This window comes from Clostridium muellerianum (assembly GCF_012926525.1).
GTDB classification, from domain to species: Bacteria; Bacillota; Clostridia; order Clostridiales; family Clostridiaceae; genus Clostridium_AM; species Clostridium_AM muellerianum.
On sequence record NZ_JABBNI010000016.1, the window covers coordinates 1 to 18,448 of the forward strand.

The 18,448-nt window shown below is 30.3% G+C and carries 13 protein-coding genes; 6 read left to right on the top strand and 7 right to left on the bottom strand.

Annotation, left to right across the window (positions count from 1 at the left end; all coding sequences use genetic code 11):
* Positions 1-66 precede the first annotated feature (66 nt).
* From HBE96_RS09505 to HBE96_RS09525, 5 genes are all read left to right on the top strand, one after another.
* Complete coding sequence (locus tag HBE96_RS09505) at positions 67-1,719, top strand: BlaR1 family beta-lactam sensor/signal transducer (RefSeq protein WP_169297540.1); 1,653 nt, start codon at positions 67-69, stop codon at positions 1,717-1,719.
* Between the two features lie 369 nt (positions 1,720-2,088).
* Positions 2,089-2,250, top strand: coding sequence for a rubredoxin (gene rd / locus HBE96_RS09510; RefSeq protein WP_169297541.1), 162 nt, complete (start codon positions 2,089-2,091; stop codon positions 2,248-2,250).
* A 430-nt stretch (positions 2,251-2,680) separates the two neighbouring features.
* Positions 2,681-4,381, top strand: coding sequence for a molecular chaperone HscC (locus HBE96_RS09515; RefSeq protein WP_169297542.1), 1,701 nt, complete (start codon positions 2,681-2,683; stop codon positions 4,379-4,381).
* 1 nt (position 4,382) lies between these two features.
* A complete protein-coding gene (locus HBE96_RS09520) occupies positions 4,383-6,959 on the top strand; it encodes a J domain-containing protein (RefSeq protein ID WP_169297543.1) in 2,577 nt (858 codons plus the stop codon).
* Entirely contained in the window at positions 6,943-7,617 is a 675-nt protein-coding gene (locus tag HBE96_RS09525) for a DUF1266 domain-containing protein (RefSeq protein WP_169297544.1), read from the top strand. The genes HBE96_RS09520 and HBE96_RS09525 overlap by 17 nt, the downstream gene beginning before the upstream one ends.
* Before the next feature lie 103 nt (positions 7,618-7,720).
* Here the strand turns inward: HBE96_RS09525 and HBE96_RS09530 are convergent, their stop codons facing one another.
* The 7 genes from HBE96_RS09530 to HBE96_RS09560 form a co-directional block, all read right to left on the bottom strand.
* Entirely contained in the window at positions 7,721-8,071 is a 351-nt protein-coding gene (locus HBE96_RS09530; RefSeq protein ID WP_206154879.1) for a PqqD family protein, read from the bottom strand.
* On the bottom strand, positions 8,061-9,980 hold the full coding sequence (locus HBE96_RS09535) for an OPT/YSL family transporter (protein WP_169297545.1): 1,920 nt from the start codon (positions 9,978-9,980) through the stop codon (positions 8,061-8,063). The genes HBE96_RS09530 and HBE96_RS09535 overlap by 11 nt, the downstream gene beginning before the upstream one ends.
* A 445-nt stretch (positions 9,981-10,425) precedes the next feature.
* Positions 10,426-10,776, bottom strand: a complete 351-nt coding sequence (locus tag HBE96_RS09540) for a PqqD family protein (RefSeq protein WP_169297546.1) — start codon at positions 10,774-10,776, stop codon at positions 10,426-10,428.
* Entirely contained in the window at positions 10,766-12,685 is a 1,920-nt protein-coding gene (locus HBE96_RS09545) for an OPT family oligopeptide transporter (RefSeq protein WP_169297547.1), read from the bottom strand. Before HBE96_RS09545 ends, HBE96_RS09540 begins: the two co-directional genes overlap by 11 nt.
* Before the next feature lie 406 nt (positions 12,686-13,091).
* Positions 13,092-13,442, bottom strand: a complete 351-nt coding sequence (locus tag HBE96_RS09550) for a PqqD family protein (protein WP_169297548.1) — start codon at positions 13,440-13,442, stop codon at positions 13,092-13,094.
* Positions 13,432-15,351: an OPT/YSL family transporter gene (locus HBE96_RS09555; RefSeq protein WP_169297549.1), complete on the bottom strand. Its 1,920-nt coding sequence runs from the start codon at positions 15,349-15,351 to the stop codon at positions 13,432-13,434. The genes HBE96_RS09550 and HBE96_RS09555 overlap by 11 nt, the downstream gene beginning before the upstream one ends.
* Before the next feature lie 146 nt (positions 15,352-15,497).
* Positions 15,498-16,448: an ROK family protein gene (locus HBE96_RS09560; protein WP_169297550.1), complete on the bottom strand. Its 951-nt coding sequence runs from the start codon at positions 16,446-16,448 to the stop codon at positions 15,498-15,500.
* A gap of 314 nt (positions 16,449-16,762) precedes the next feature.
* Here HBE96_RS09560 and HBE96_RS09565 point away from each other — a divergent pair, with 314 nt between their 5' ends.
* Complete coding sequence (locus tag HBE96_RS09565) at positions 16,763-17,755, top strand: DUF5050 domain-containing protein (protein WP_169297551.1); 993 nt, start codon at positions 16,763-16,765, stop codon at positions 17,753-17,755.
* Positions 17,756-18,448: the final 693 nt, after the last annotated feature.

An 18,448-nucleotide genomic window follows, 5' to 3' on the forward strand; every position in this document is an offset into this window, starting at 1 on the left:
GCATATTTATTACCTCCCGTGTGTGTATTTGTGTGGTAACTTTTATATAACACGGTGGTTAAAAATATGCCATATTTATTTTTTGGTAGTATTGCCAATTTAGGTTTTTATTTTGCAGAACTAAAGTTATTTAATAAAATTGCTCTAAACCATGATAATATAAAAAGCATATTTACTTTTAATCATACTACAAACGATATTATTCAGAGTTCAAATGGGTTGCAAGATTTTGCAATATCAGTAAATCATTCAATTCCTGAATGCCTAAATATTTTCTTTATGGTAATTTGGATAACAGGAATAGTAGTTCTTATAATTACTTCCCTTTGCTGTAATCGTAAGCTTAGTCATATAAAAAAATCAATACACCCATTAGAAAACCAAGAGATAAAAAAAACATTTCAACAATTTGCAAATAATATTAGAATAAATAGAAAATTGATACTAGGCAAATCGTCATTAGTTGAAACCCCCATTACTTTTGGTCTTTTCACTCCTCACATAGTATTACCTGCTAATGTCATTAGCCAATTGTCTGAAAATGATATAAAGTATATATTACTTCATGAATTAAATCATTATAAAAATAAAGACATATTAGTTAATTATACAATGCTTATTTTCCAAGCATTGTACTGGTTTAACCCTCTTATTTGGTTCTTATTTAATGAAATGCGTATAGATCGAGAAATTGCCTGTGATATTTCTGTTTTAAAAATGATTGATGAAAGCTGCTATATTGATTATGGTGAAGCTATTATTAATTTTGCTTATAAAACTTTACAAATACCTTCTTTAGCTGTCTCCTCCAGTATAGGAGGCTCTAAACATCAATTGAAAAAACGCATTCAAGAAATTTCAAATTTTGCTACAGAATCAAAATTATTAAATATAAAAAGCATACTTATTTTCATATTTATTGGATGTCTTATTTTAAGTCAAACCCCTATAATTTCTGCTGCAGCCTATGACAATAATTTGTATAATTTTAAAGAGCACTCAGTATCCTATGAAGATCTAAGTTCCTATTTTAATGGCTTTGATGGAAGCTTTGTACTTTATAATTTAAAGTCTAACCAATATAATATTTATAATAAAAATAAAAGTATTTTAAGAGTTTCACCAGATTCTACATATAAAATTTTTATTGGATTATTTGGATTAGAATCAGGTATTATACAAGTTAAAGATACTAATATGAATTGGGGTGGTATAAATTATCCCTATGTAACCTGGAATAAAAATCAGAATTTATACTCTGCAATGCAAAATTCAGTAACTTGGTATTTTCAAGAGATAGATGAACAGCTTGGTATGAAAAATTTGCAAACCTATTTTAATCAAACTCATTATGGCAATTGTAATTTTTCTGGCGGAATATCAAATTATTGGATTGAATCCTCTTTAAAAATATCACCAGTAGAACAAGTTCAACTGTTAAAAAATTTCTACACAAATAAATATAAATTTAAAGAAGAAAATATTAAGAGTATCAAAAATGCTATAAAAATATCTAAAAAAGATGGAAATGTTCTTTCTGGAAAAACTGGTACAGGTATTGTTAATGGTAAGAGTATAAATGGTTGGTTTATTGGATATGTAGAAAAAAATGATAATATTTATTTTTTTGCAACTAACATTCAAAATAGTAATTATGCTAGTGGAAGTACTGCAGCCAAAATTACATTGACTATTTTAAAGAATAAAAATATCTATTAAAATAACTTTGTTAGTAGAGAAATAATTTAAAACTTTCACATATTAATTACATCTGCATTAGACCTTCACTAAAAACCGTATTGGATTTCTCCAATGCGGTCATATACTATTATGAGTTTTTAATGGTATAGACAAAAATCCTTTATTCCTTATCTTGAGTCCTAGTGTGAATAATAATCGCTTCTATAAGATAATTGTTTAAATTAGAAATTTAATAAATATGACAAAAGCATACACTCATACCTAAAGCTGAAAATAATAAAAAAAGTGAATATGGAAACCATATTATAATACTATCAAATTTATTGTATTGTTTTGCTCAATTGTGAAACAATGTTAGTATTACAAATTAAACAAGGAGGTACTTCTATGCAAAAATATGTATGTGTTGTATGTGGATATGTTTATGATCCCGAAGAAGGTGACCCTGATAATGGTATATCTCCAGGCACATCTTTTGAAGATATCCCTGAAGATTGGGTATGTCCATTATGTGGTGTAGGCAAAGATCAATTTGAAACTACTGAATAAAAGAACTGATGAAGTGTATACAATCATCACTTCATCAGTTTTATTGTGTAACGAACAAAAAAGGAGCCTAAAATTATTTTAGACTCCTTTTTAATTATGGCATTACTATTGTAAAACAAAAAAATTTACTCTTATCTAGTTTGTTATCAATTACATTATAAACTAAGTATTTCCATAGCTTCAAAGACTTCTTTTCAATAAGCTCCAAATGAAACTTCTCTTGCCACAGAAATTCCACACCCTATTTATTTTTTGGTAAAATACTACTATAATTATATATGTTTCACAAAAATATAAAAATAAACAGTGAAAATTACAAAACTCAACTTTCTCAATTTAATCATAATGGACGCAATACTTTTAGTTAATGGTTATTGAAAATTTTATATGTACAAGAGTTGAGTTATAGAACAATTTAGGAGGACTTAACATGGCCATTTTAGGAATAGATTTAGGTACTACAAATAGTTTAATATCATATTTCACAGAAAATGCTCCCATAATAATACCCAATGCCCTAGGCAGCAAGTTAACACCTTCTGTTGTAAGTATTGATGATAATGGTGAAATATTAGTAGGGCAAGTTGCAAAGGAACGTTTAATCACCCATCCTCATTGCACTGTTGCTGCTTTTAAACGTTATATGGGAACCAATAAAACCTTTCATATAGGAGAGCATAAGTTTTTACCTGAAGAACTCTCCTCCTTTATTATACGCTCTTTAAAGATGGACGCTGAAGCATATCTAGGTGAACCTGTAGAAGAAGTCATAATTAGTGTGCCCGCATATTTCAATGATACTCAAAGAAAAGCTACTCAAAGAGCTGGTAGATTGGCTGGCCTAAAAGTAGAAAGATTAATAAACGAACCTACAGCTGCAGCAGTTGCTTATGGGCTTCACCAAAAGGAAACAGAATCAAATTTCTTAGTTTTTGATTTAGGTGGTGGAACCTTTGATGTTTCTATATTGGAATTGTTTGAAAATGTAATGGAAGTAAGAGCTGTATCTGGAAATAACTTTTTAGGTGGAGAAGACTTTACTGAAGTCCTTGTTAATCTATTTATTGAACATCATAAATTAAATAAAGAAGCTTTAGATCTCAAAGTATATGTTGCTTTAAGAAAGCAAGCAGAAATTTGCAAGAAAAATCTTAAAGAAAACAATTCTGCATTTATGAACTGCCACATAGATGGACAAGTTTTAGAATTCAACATAACTCGCCAGGAATTTGAAGCTTCCGCTAAACCACTTATTAATAAACTTAGAAGTCCTATTGAAAGAGCTTTAAAAGATGCTTCAATAAATCCAGATGAGCTTGATTCTATAATCCTAGTTGGTGGTGCTACTAGAATGCCTTTAATAAGCAGTTTTATAAGTAAACTCTTTGGTAGAATACCTTGCTGCAGCATCAATCCTGATGAAGCAGTTGCTTTAGGTGCAGGAATACAAGCTGCAATGAAAGAAAGAAATTCTGTATTAAAAGAAGTTGTACTTACAGATGTTTGTCCTTATACTCTCGGCACTGATGTAGTAGTTAGAGATACTTCCGGCAAATTTGAGTCGGGACATTTCTTTCCAATTATAGAACGTAACACTGTAATACCTGCAAGTAAGCAAGAACTTTTGTATACAATATACGATAACCAAAAATCCATAAATGTTGGAATATATCAAGGGGAAAGTCGGCTTACAGAAAACAATATTAAGCTTGGAGAACTAAACATTGATGTACCTCAAGCTCCAGCTGGCATGGAGGCTATTGCTGTAAGATATACCTATGATATTAATGGAATTTTGGAGGTAGAAGTAACTGCTGTTGAAACTGGATTAAAAAAGAGAATAGTTATCGAAGAAAATCCAGGTATGATGTCTGAGGAAGAAATTACAAAGAGGCTTAAAGCCTTGGAAAATATAAAAATACATCCAAGAGACAGAATGGAAAATAAACTGCTTATTGCTAGAGGTGAACGTCTTTATGAAGAATGTCTAGGAAACCACAGAATTTTAATTGACAACATGCTTCAAGATTTTGAATATATATTGAAGCGTCAAAATAATGATGAAATAAGAAAAGCTGCCAATGTATTAAAGAAAAAATTAGATCAAATAGAAAAATATCAGGAGTTTTAAAATGAATTATTGGAATATATTAGATATTGAACCTACAGTTGATATAAAAGCAATTAAACGAGCTTATGCTAGTAAATTAAAATTATATCACCCTGAGGATGACCCAGAAGGCTTTCAAAGGCTTAGAGAAGCCTATGAAGCCGTCTTAAAGGAAGCAAAGTATATAAAAGAAGTTAAATCTTCAAATATTGTTAAGGATGAAAAAATAGTTTTACAAAATGAAAATATAACATTAAAAGCTAAACTTTCTAACACTTATAATAATTTTAATGAAAATGAACCAGCAAATGTTTCTGAAAACTTAGTGGACAAGTTTATGAATAAAGTTGATGCAATATACAATGACTTCTTTAAGAGAATTGACATCAACAATTGGATACAGTTATTGGAAGATGAAACCTTTTGGGTATTAGATATAAAAAAAGCCTTAAGCTTTAATATGCTAGAATTTTTAATGGATAACTATAATCTTCCACATGATGTTTGGCTTTTATTAAATGAATACTTTTTCTGGACTGAAGAGGAAAATGATTTATATAAACAATTTGATGAATCTTTTATAAATTTCATTATGAGTCAGATTTATTCTCCATGCAGCTTACGTTATGAATTCTTTAAAAAGGATTATGAATGTAATTATGATGAATTTATATCTCTGCGTTTAACTGCTTTTAATGCACTAATAAATAATAATCTGGAAGTTTCTGAAAAATCTTTAAAAGCTGCTATGGAGATATTCTCCGATGATCCTGATTTACTTCGTATGATAGGTACATATTATTTGAGGGTTGACAACTTACAAAATTCTAAATCAACTTTTACTCATTTAATAGAGGTTGCTCCAAAGGAAATTGATGGATACTTAAATAGAGGTTATATATTCTTAAAGCTTAAAGAAATAAATAGTGCTTATTATGATTTTCAGCAAGCTCTTACTTTAATGCCTGACAATGTATCAGCTTTAAGAGGACTTGCAAAGTGTTATTTCCATTTTAATAACCTATTAGAATCAAAAATTTTATATGAACAAATATCTGAAACATGCCCTTATGATGTTGATTCTCGTGCATGCATACTTGAAGTAAATGCTAAATTAATTGATGAATATAGTGAAAAGTTAACTAATGCTCCTGAAAATATTAGCATATTATACGAATTAGCTAAAATCTATTTTGAAATGGATTATTTTGAACAATGCTACAATACTATTAAAAGACTGCCTAAAAATGTGGATGTAAATTCTGATATGTATTTATTATTAGCAAGAGCTTTATATAACATGAAAGAAGAGGAAAAATGCTTAAAATTCTTTGATAAAGCCCTAGCACTGTCATATGAAGAAGGTAAAAATGGTTATGAATCACTTTTCTACAGAGGAGTATTCTTCTTAGAATTAAAACAAGATTATAATGCAGCATTAAAGGATTTTAAAGCTGCTCTAAAGATAAATAGGTATGATGCTGAGCTCCTGTCTAACCTTGGTGATGCTTATAGATGCAATGGTGATCATCATAAGGCTGTAGAATTTTGTGATGAAGCTATTAAAATTAATCCATCTAAATGGATATATTATTCTATTAGAGGAATTTCTCACTATGCATTGAAAAATTTTAAAGAAGCAAGAGATGATCATGGTGTAGTTGTAGATCATAGATATTCTTTTTCTAACGCATGGTATAGAAAAGGTTATTGTCATCTTCAATTAGGAGAATATGAGGAGGCCGCAAATTCTTTTAAAGAAGCATTAGACTGGCATACATCTATTAAAGATATACATTTGCGTCTAGCTTTAACTCATTTTAAACTTAAAGATTTGAGAGCTGCTCTTAAGCATATAAAGCTTTATTGTGATGATAAGCCTAAAGATCCTTTTGGTTTCATACTAATGGGAGATATCCATAGAGCTAGTGGAGATGTATCAAGAGCCCTTAATGATTATCTTACAGCTTATGAATTAAAACCTGACAGCTGCAAAATACTTAAACTTCTATCCTATTGCTGTTCATATAAACAGGATTTCAAAAAGGCTTTTGAATATTATGAGAAAATACTAGAAATTAATAAAGAGGATGAGGATGCATATATTAACTCTATATGGCTTTGTGCTGAACTCAATGATTTTATAAACGGAGGAACTGCTTCTTCAGATTATGAAAACTTTGTGAAGAAAAATCATGATATTAAATTAAATCCATACACTGAATTCCATTATGGTGTAATTTTATACAAAAAGGGCTTATGCAGAATTGCTATTTACAATCTTGAAAATGCACTTGAATTAGGATTAAAAAGTGGTGATTTATTAAGTTATTTAAGTATGGTTTATTATGAATCAGGCAACAAGAAAAATGCACTTAAGTTTGCTAAAGAGGCATTAGATACTGATCCTTCTAATGAAGATTTTAAAATTCGTTATGAAGGTATTCTAAAATATCAGTGCAGAAAAGGCTTTTTAATGTTCAAAACAAATCCGTCTTCACAAAAAGCTTGGCCTTCTACTAAACCATTAGATCATTACCCTTTAAATTTACCTACTTTAAATATTAGTATAGGAGAAAATTATGAAGAAGATTTATAACCCAGATAACTTAAGTGAGGCTCAACTTTGGATGATAGCTTTAAGTTCAGTATTAGGTGGACAAAACTATCATCGTCATGATACTTTATGTGGCTGTGAAAAAACACCTGAATTAATAGAAGATATTGGACATATGATGAAACGTGATTGGGGCATATCAAATAAAGCTGACCTTTTAGGATCTCTTAACTGGCTCCTTAAGGATGGTCATGGAATTGATTTTTTAAAGGAAAGGTACTTTTTTTCCGCCCTTTCTGAAACTGCGCAAAACGCATATTTGAACAAGCTTGACAAAAATTCTTCAAAATACATTCAGTACAGTCTTATCAAAAATTATGACAAAATTACTCCTAATGCAGGAGTACTAGCATGGGATTATGGTAGATATGTATTTTTATGTAGATGTGGAGTTTTCCTTAATTATATATCCAGTGAAGAAGCCTGGAATCTTATGCTTAAAGTTGCTAAACTTGCACAAAAGGCTTACTCCAGCTGGAGGGAATATGGATTAGCTTACATTGCAGGAAGGCAAACCTGGTTAAAAAACATGTCTGCAGATTCCGCTGAGGAACAAGTTTCCAAGATTAAAAATTTAATTATAGATAAAGAAAGTCCTTGGAATAGATTAGACTGGAATACAAATTTAGAGCAAGTCTAAAAATCAATGAATCTTACCTAGTTAAAATACTACAGTAGATAATCAATAGAAATAGAACATATATAAAAAAGATGGCACCTATAACAAAGTGCCATCTTTTTTATTACAAATTTATTTTTTCTACATAGTGACAATTAACATCTATATGATTTAAAAATAACAATAGTCTTTCATAAATTGGATGAGCTTTATCACCATACTTTACTTCTAGATTTTCTCCAATGTTTTTTACTGTTTTCCTGCCATCTATTTGTAAAAACACATAACTTGCATATTCATCCAAAGTAATTTTTTTATATTCTGGAATCCTAAACCTAAGCTTTCTAAAGAACTTTTGAACCCTATGGTCTTGTTTTTCAAGTATAGTCACAATATTGTTTTTATCTACCTCATATTCTAAATTGTTAGAGATTTTAAATATTATATTTAAAACATCTTCGTTGTTATTTATCATTTTTCACTTTACTATTTAGTATAGGTATTATAGTAGCTATTATTAAGGCTATTAATATTATAAATGCCATTCCATTAGTAGCTGCAAATCCACCTGGCTCAGTTCCTTTTATGATACCTGATACTTGAAATATTATACCAATAAGTCCTATTATAGAACCACCAGCAACAAGTCCTGAAGATAAACTTATGCCATTAGAAACTCTAACTTCTTTTTCTCTTTCTGATTTAGAAGCTCTTTCTACAAACAGACGAACTATTGCACCTATTAATATTATAGAAGTTGTAGATATTGGTAAATAGAATCCTATAGCAACTGTCATTATAGGAAGATTTAATAAGAATAAAACTATTCCCATAACAGCACCAGCAATTATCATAACCCAAGGCAGTCTACCTGACATTATACCAGCAGTTAGTGTTGACATTAAGTTAGCTTGAGGTAATGCAAATGGTACTTTATCACCAGTCATTGCAAGCTGACTTGAAAGTAATAATATGGTACCGGTAACTACTGCAACACCAATTACACCAGCTACAGCAAAATATTTTTGCATTTCATTTTTATCTCCACCAATTACAAAAGTAACTTTTTGTGATTGACAATAGCCACCAGCTGTAGCTATAGCAGTAACTATAAATGTACCAAATAAAAGCAATGATCTATTGCTTCCAGGGTTTTTCCATCCCATTATAACAAATAGCAGTGTTACAAGAACTATAGAAGATATAGTCATACCAGACACAGGAAGGTTTGAAGTTCCTATAGTACCAGTTAAACGACCAGAAACTATAACAAATAGCATTGATAAGAATAATGACAAAATAGAGGCAGTTATTGCCATTACTATATTGCCACCTGATACTAAAAATCCACCTATGAAACCTACCACTATACCACCCAGTAATATTAAAGTTCCTGCAGATGAACTTCCCTCACCATTTGTTGACTTAGCATTAAGAGTTTCTTGTATAGAAGATACTATAGTTGGTATAAGCCTTATGGCACCTATTAATCCACCAGAAAGCATCATACCTGCTCCAATATATTTTACATAACTACCAGCTATATGTTTGACCTGCATAGCACTTATAGCTACACCTGGATTGTTCCATACATTAGCTCCTCCTTTTCCAAAACCTGCAAAATAGCCTATTAAAGGCAAAACAGCAAAGTTAGACAATATAGAACCAGCAAACATAGTTAATGAAACATCCATACCAACTATAAATCCTATACCAAGTAATAGAGGATTAACTTCAACTTCAAATCTCCACTTGTAAAAGGACTCGTTTATGTAGCTTATAACATTATTGGTTATATTTAAAAATGAGCTAGTTATAACAGTTATAATACCACCTATTACAAATCCAATTCCCATATACTTCATTGATTCTCCAGCACCTTCTGAAGCAACAAGTGTTTCAGATATAGCCATTGACTCAGGGTACATTAATTTTCCGTGTTCTTCAACAATGAGGTAATTATAGACAAGAGAAGCTATTCCTATACCAAATAAAACTCCACCTACCCCAACAGCAAATCCTTCTAAAAAAGAAACTTTAGAACCTATCAAAAATATTGCTGGCAAAACAAATATCATACCACTAGCAATTGATTCTCCACCACTTGACATACCTTGAAGTAAGTTTTTGCCAAGGATACCTTTTTGTTTTGCAAGTACAGCTATAAATGCAGAACCTATTATAGAACCAGGTATACCAGCAGCAACTGTAAGCCCTGATTTCATACCTGAATAGGCAGTGGATGCTGCAAATAGTGCAGCTAAAATAATACCAATTATTAGTACAGCACCATTCCCACCAGATCTAGATCCCTTTGAAATATAAGGGATATAGTCTTTACCCGATATTCCACCGTATGCATTTTTAGATAACTTATTATCCATAAAACGCACCTCCTTTTATGTTTTATGAGACAATTATTGCCAAAATAAATTTTATACTTAAGAAAATTAGTTCATTAAAAAATCCCTTCAAAAATATTGTCCTCAATTCTCAAACTTTCTATACATTTAATATGCTTTATTGGCTAAGATAATATAAATATACTGTGTATTAATTAAAAGGATGGTTTAATATGAAAATCGTTAAAAAAGATGCGATTGTTAAACTTTATAAGAACGACCTTGAAATAGAAAATATCAAGTGATTCTTAGACTCAGGTGGAGTTTGCTTGTGAGGAATACCTCTCTACATCTGAGTCTTAGAAGAACTTATCCAGGCGCATAGCAGTGCTTATCCCCCACTTTGAAGAAGATGGGGGTGTTAGCAATGATAGCGATCAGATATAAAAATAAAGATGGCACCTATATTACAGTGCCATCCTTTTCATTACAAATTTGTTCTTCCTATGTAGTGACAATTAACGTCGACATGGTTTAAAAATAGTAGTAATCTTTCATAAATCGGGTGAGCTTTATCACCATACCTTGCTTCTAAATTTTCTCCAATATCTTTTACAGTTTTCTTGCCATCTATTTGTAAAAACACATAACTTGCATATTCATCCAGAGTAATTTTTTTATATTCTGGAATTCTAAACTTAAGTTTTCTAAAGAACCTTTGAATCTTGTGATCTTGTTTTTCAAGTATAGTCACAATATTGTCCTTGTCCACTTCATATTCCAAGTTATCAACGATTTTAAATATTATATTTAAAACCTCTTCGTTGTTATTTAGCATCTTTTGCCTTACTACTTAGTATAGGTATTATAGTAGCTGCTATTAAAACTATTAATATTAAATACGCCATTCCATTAGTAGCACCAAATCCGCTTGGCCCACTTCCTTTAATAACACCTGTTACTTGAAGTATTATACCAATAAGCCCTATTATAGAACCACCAGCAACAAGTCCAGATGATAAACTTATACCATTAGAAACTCTAACTTCTTTTTCTTTTTCTGATTTAGAAGCTTTTTCTACAAATAAACGAATAAATGCACCTATTAATATTATAGTAGTTGTAGCTATTGGTAAATAGAATCCTATAGCAATTGTCATTACAGGAAGTCTTAATAAGAATAGAACAACTCCCATAACCACCCCAACAATTATCATAACCCAAGGTAATTTACCTGACATTATACCCGCAGTTAATGTTGACATTAAGTTAGCTTGAGGTAATGCAAATGGTACATTATCACCTGTCATTGCAAGTTGGCTAGAAAGTAACATTATAGTACCAGTAACTACTGCAGCACCAACTACACCAGCTACAGCAAAGTATTTTTGCATTTCGTTTTTGTCTCCACCTACTATGAAAGTAACCTTTTGTGATTGACAGTAACCACCAGCTGCAGATATAGCAGTAACTATAAATGTACCAAATAAAAGTAATGATTTGTTGTTTTCAGGAGTTTTCCATCCCATTGCAACAAATAATAATGTTACAATAACTATAGAAGCTATAGTCATTCCAGATACAGGAAGGTTTGAAGTTCCTATAGTACCAGTTAAACGACCAGAAACTATAACAAATAGTAATGATAAGAATAATGATAAAATAGAAGCAGTTATTGCCATTACTATATTACCACCTGATACCATAAATCCTCCTATAAAGCCTATAACTATACCACCAAGTATTATTAAGTTTCCAGCAGATGAACTACCATTACTATTTGAAGACTTAGCATTAAGAGTTTCCTTTATAGAAGATATTATAGTAGGTATAAGCTTTATAGCGCCTATAAAGCCACCGGAAAGCATCATACCAGCGCCTATATATTTTACATAACTACCAGCTATATGTTTAACTTGCATTGCGTTTATAGCAACATCAGGATTATTCCATACAGTTGCACTGCCTTGTCCAAGAGAAACAAAATAGCCTATTAAAGGCATGATAGCAAAATTAGATAATATAGCACCAGCAAACATAGTTAATGAAACATCCATACCAACTATGAATCCTATACCTAATAGTAGAGGATTAACTTCAACTTCAAATTTCCACTTGTAGAAAGATTCGTTTACATAACTTATAACGTTGTTAGCTACATTTAAAAATGAACTAGTTATAACAGTTATAACACCACCTATTCCGAATCCAATTCCCATATACTTCATTGATTCTCCAGCACCTTCTGAAGCAACAAGTGTTTCAGATATAGCCATTGATTCAGGGTACATTAATTTTCCGTGTTCTTCAATCATTAAATAATTGTGAACAAGAGAAGCTATTCCTATACCGAATAAAACTCCACCTACACCAACGACAAAACCTTCTAAGAAAGAAACTTTTGAACCTATTAAAAGTATTGCTGGTAAAACAAATATCATACCACTAGCAATAGATTCTCCACCACTTGACATACCTTGTACTAAATTTTTGCCAAGGATACCCTTTTGTTTAGCAAATATAGCTATAAATGCAGAACCTATTATAGAACCAGGTATACCAGCAGCAACTGTAAGCCCTGATTTCATACCTGAATAGGCAGTGGATGCTGCAAATAGTGCAGCCAAAATAATACCAATTATTAATACAGCAACATTTCCACCGGATTTAGAACCACTAGAAATGTAAGGAACGTAGTCTTTACCAGCTACGCCACCATATGCATCTTTAGATAACTTATTATCCATAAGACGTACCTCCTTTTATATTTTTTGCAAATATAATTATATCACGAATAATGTTGAAATGCATTTTTTATTCAGAATTTTGTAATTTAAGTATTAAATATCCCTAATTTTTGCACAAATGTTAGCTTTTAAAACATTCTTCGATCACATTACTTCATTTACAAATATTTTAGTTTGGTTTTAAATTACTTATTTAAATTTGCAATTAATAAGATTAATTAATCAAACCAATAATAGCTTATAAAATTCAGTAGTATCCATTAATCCGGTTTAGAAATCTTTTCCTTTTATTTGCTGCATATTCTAAAATAATAAAGACCATGTTATACTAACTTTCAGTTAATAAAACATGGTCTTATATTGTGCTTAATAATCTATGTTGATAACTTATTATTAATATTTTATATTAGATATTTGTTTTTTCTACGTAGTGACAATTAACATCCATATGGTTTAAGAATAACAATAATCTTTCATAAAGTGGGTGAGATTTATCACCATACTTTACTTCTAAATTTTCTCCAATATCTTTTACTGTTTTCTTGCCATCTATTTGTAAAAACACATAACTTGCATATTCATCCAAAGTGATTTTTTTATATTCTGGGATTCTAAACTTAAATTTTCTAAAGACCCTTTGAACCTTGTGATCTTGTTTTTCAAGTATAATCACAGTATCATCTTTATCTACTTCATATTCTAAGGCATCGGAGATTTTAAATATTATATTTAAAATCTCTTCATTGTTATTCAGCATTTTTTACCTTACTCTTTAGTATAGGTACTATAGATGCTATTATTAGAACTATTAATATTACAAATGCCATTCCATTAGAAGCAGAGAATCCACTTGGACCATTTCCTTTTATAAGACCTGTCACCTGGAATATTATGCCGATAAGTCCTATTATGGAACCACCAGCAACAAGTCCTGATGATAAGCTTATACCATTAGAAATTCTAACTTCTTTTTCCTTTTCTGACTTCGAAAACTTTTCTACAAATACACGAAGAAGTGCACCTATTAATATTATAGAAGTTGTAGCTATTGGTAAGTAAAATCCTATTGCAACTGTCATTATAGGAAGGTCTAATAAGAATAAAACAACTCCCATAACAGCACCAACAATTATCATAGCCCATGGTAATTCACCTGACATTATACCAGCAGTTAATGTTGACATTAAATTAGCTTGAGGTAGTGCAAATTGAACATTATCACCAGTCATTACAAGCTTACTTGAAAGTAATAATATAACGCCAATAACTACTGCAACACCAACTACACCAGCTGCAGCAAAGTATTTTTGCATTTCATTTTTGTCGCCGCCTATTATGAAGGTAACTTTTTGTGATTGACAGTAGCCTCCAGCTGCAGATATAGCTACAATCATAAATGTACCAAATAAAAGTAGAGATCTGTTACATTGAAGATTTTTCCACCCCATTGCAACAAATAACGATGTTACAACAACTATACAAGCTATAGTCATACCCGACACAGGAAGGTTTGAAGTTCCTATAGTACCAGTTAAGCGGCCAGAAACTATAACAAATAATAATGCTAAGAATAATGATAATATAGATGCTATTATTGCCATTAATATATTACCGCGAGATACCATAAAGCCACCTATAAAACCTATTACTATGCCGCCAAGTAATATTAGGTTTTCAGCAGATAAACTCCCCTTACTATTTGAGGATTTAGCATTAAGAGTTTCTTTTATAGAGGATATTATAGTCGGAATAAGTCTTATTGCACCTATTAAACCACCAGAAAGCATCATACCAGCACCAATATATTTTACATAACTGCCAGCTATATGTTTAACCTGCATAGCATTTATAGCAACGTCTGGATTATTCCATACATTTGTACCATTTTGTCCAAGAGCAGCAAAATAACCTATTAAAGGCATAATGCCGAAGTTAGCTAGTATAGAACCAGCAAACATAGTTAAAGAAACATCTAGTCCTACTATAAATCCTATACCTAATAATAGTGGGTTAACTTCAACTTCAAATCTCCACTTGTAGAAAGACTCGTTTACATAGCTTATAACATTATTAGCTACATTTAAAAATGAATTAGTTATAAAAGTTATAATACCACCTATTGAGAATCCAATTCCCATATACTTAATTGATTCTCCAGCACCTTCTGAAGCAACAAGTGTTTCAGATATAGCCATTGATTCAGGATACATTAATTTACCATGTTCTTCAACTATTAAGTAATTGTAAACAAGAGTAGCTATTCCTATACCGAATAAAACTCCACCTGCACCAACAATAAAGCCTTCTAAGAAAGAAACCTTTGATCCTATTAAAAGAACTGCTGGTAAAACATATATCATACCACTGGCAATGGATTCTCCACCACTTGACATACCTTGAAGTAAGTTTTTGCCAAGGATACCCTTTTGTTTAGCAAATATAGCTATGAATGCGGAACCTATTATAGAACCAGGTATACCAGCAGCAACTGTAAGTCCTGACTTCATACCCGAATAGGCAGTAGATGCTGCAAATAGTGCAGCCATAATAATACCAATTATTAGTACAACAGTATTTCCACCAGATTTGGAACCATTTGAAATGTATGGAACATAGTCTTTACCAGCTATACCTCCATATGCATTTTTAGATAATTTATTATCCATAAGACATCCCCCCTTTATATATTATAGATACAATCATATAGTAATTATTACAAAAAATGGATTTTTGTTTCCTTAAAATAAAAAAATTTATTAAACGAATTTTATATAAAAACATAAAAAAAGAATGTGGACATCCACACTCTTCTTTACTTACTCTCCATTATAGCAAGTGCAACTGCACCCATTACCCCTGCATCTGTTCCTAAGACCGCTGGCACTATTTTAGTGTTTTCCCACATAGCTTTAAAACACCTCTGCTCCACCACCTCTTTTACTTTATCAAATACTATAGATCCTCCTTTTGAAACTCCTCCTCCAATTATAACCATCTCCGGGTCAAAGGAAGTTATTATGTTAGAAATGCATATTCCAAGATAATTTAAGGCTTGATTCAATATATTTTGCGCTACAAGATCACCTTTTTCTGCTTCTTTAAACACTTCATAGGCTGTTATTTTCTCAAAATTTGATAGAGATGTCTTCTCTCCTTTTTCTACTGCTTCTTTTGCAAATTTTGCTATAGCAGTACCTGAAGCTAAAGCCTCTGCACATCCATAGTTTCCACAATTACAACGTGGACCATTTTTCTCTATAGTCATATGTCCTATTTCCAAAGCATTACAAGTATTTCCCCTATATATTTTTCCATTTAAAATAGCACCACCACCTATTCCAGTAGAAACTGTTACAAAAATCATATTATCCGTTCCTTTTCCTGCGCCAAAAATATATTCACCTATAGCTGCTGCATTTGCATCATTATCTAAATATACAGGTATATTAAATTTATTTTTTACAGGCTTTACTATATTAAAATTTTTAAAAGGAAGATTTGGTGTAGTTATAATTTTCCCTTTCTTTGCATCTAAAGGTCCTGGAGAACCAATCCCTATAGATACTATTTCCTTTTCATCTACCTTAGATTCATAAATTGCCTTTTCTATAACAGTTATTATTCTTTCTAATACTGCCTCTTCACCTTCTTCTGCTCTTGTAGGCATTGTATACTTTGAAATCATCTCTCCCGAAAAGCTTGCAACAGCTCCACATATCTTCGTTCCACCTAAATCAACACCTATTACATATTTATTTTTCAAAACAAAATCCTCCTTATTTTACATGGAATATGTGTACTTACATTTATTATACTCTATAAGCTTCACCTTAATAATAATTTAATAGTATATTTGTAAATTTCTATGCTATATAAATAACTTTTTTCAAAACCAATATAAAGGCACATCTACAGTCCATTATTTCGCATTTTTTAATATTAAAATTGTATTACATAAGACTAGCGAATTATGGAAAAGATAATAATATTTAATGCTGAAAAAAATCCGCAATTAACATATTAATATTTCGCTAAACCTAAAACTTTAATTAATAAATGGAAAATGAGGGGATTGCTGTGAAAAGTTCAAATAAAACACTTTCAACTGTAAATGATTCAGACAGTATAGCTTCTATTTATGATAAAGTTAATATAAACTCTTATATAGATACAGAAGAATTTATTTATTATATTGATGCTTCAAAGGACTGTAAATTATATAGAGTATCTAAACATGATGAAAAAAAAGAGTTAGTAGTAGATTTTAAAGTAGAAAATGCTGTAATAGTAGAAAATAATATATTCTATACTATAAAGCATGAAAATCAGATTATGTTAATTAAATGCAATTTAGAAGGAAAAGACACTTATATTGTATATAAAGATTTATCTTACATTGACGCTTACTGTATTTACAATGAAGTTATATATTATTGTGAAAATCACAATTTTAGAAGTTATATAAAATCTATGAAATTATCAAACAAAAACAGCTCTGTATTATATGAGTCCACTGGATGTATTTCTAATTTGCATTATTTTAAAGATAATATATATTACAAAAGAAAAGACCATCCTTATGAAGATGTGGAAATTTTAAAAAAATTTAATATATATGATAAGAAGAAAGACTACGTTGTTGGAACTTTCTATAATGACGTTTATTTTTACAATAATTATATTATATATAAGGATAAGAATTTTAGTTCAGCAATTATAAAAGATTTAGAAACTGAAAAAAAGGTTTATGAAACCAAACAATGTAACAATATATTAGGTGTATTTAACAACTACGTATTGTTTACTTATGAGGGCTTTACAGATATAGAAGCTAAATATGTAGAAGATATGCTTTATATGCTTAATATAGAAACATTAAATATAAAAAAATTAACAGATTGTAATGTTTCAAAAGCTCAAATGATAGACAATTATATATATTATAAAGTTAAGGATAAAGATTCTGGAATTTACAGACAGGACATAAATGGTGAAAATAAAAAAATTATTAATGATTCAAGTAGTAGTGGTATAAAAGTATTGAATAAATTATTCTTTATGATGAAATAATAAACTAATTTAGCTCATGGCAGACACATATGAAAATTCAATTGTCTGCTCTTTTGTTTTTCCTTTATTTTAATATTATCATGAAACAACTTTATATCTATATTTAATTTTAAGTCTATGTTTTAATATAATATTGAAATATAGCTTTAAAGAGTTATAAGCAGGATTGTCTTTTGTTATTATTTTTGCTCTTAAATAGAATATAAATAAAAAGAACTATAAACAGATTTATAATTAAATCCACTTATAGTTCTTCTATATAAGAGCATGTAATAATTTAAGTTACACCATTATAGATAACATTCACTACCTTACCATAATGTTCCCACCATAATAAAGCAGTTCATTACCTATAACAATGGTTTCTTCGACTATATAAAATATTTACACAACTATACACAACCTCTCGGCTATATATAACCATCTCAAAACTTTATATAATCTTAACTCGACCTTATATTATAAGTTGGAACCTTAACATAATCAATTTTGTCGACTATATTAAAGCTTTTCCCCACAATATAAAATCTTCCCTCCGACTATATACAAACTATCATTCAATAGCCTATATATAATCGTTGGCTGACCTATATATACCTCTAAGTGAAGCACATATAAATCTTGGTTCAACTGTTACATACCCTATGCTATTATAGTAACCTTTTTGCGTTTATTATATGCTGGTAACTTTTA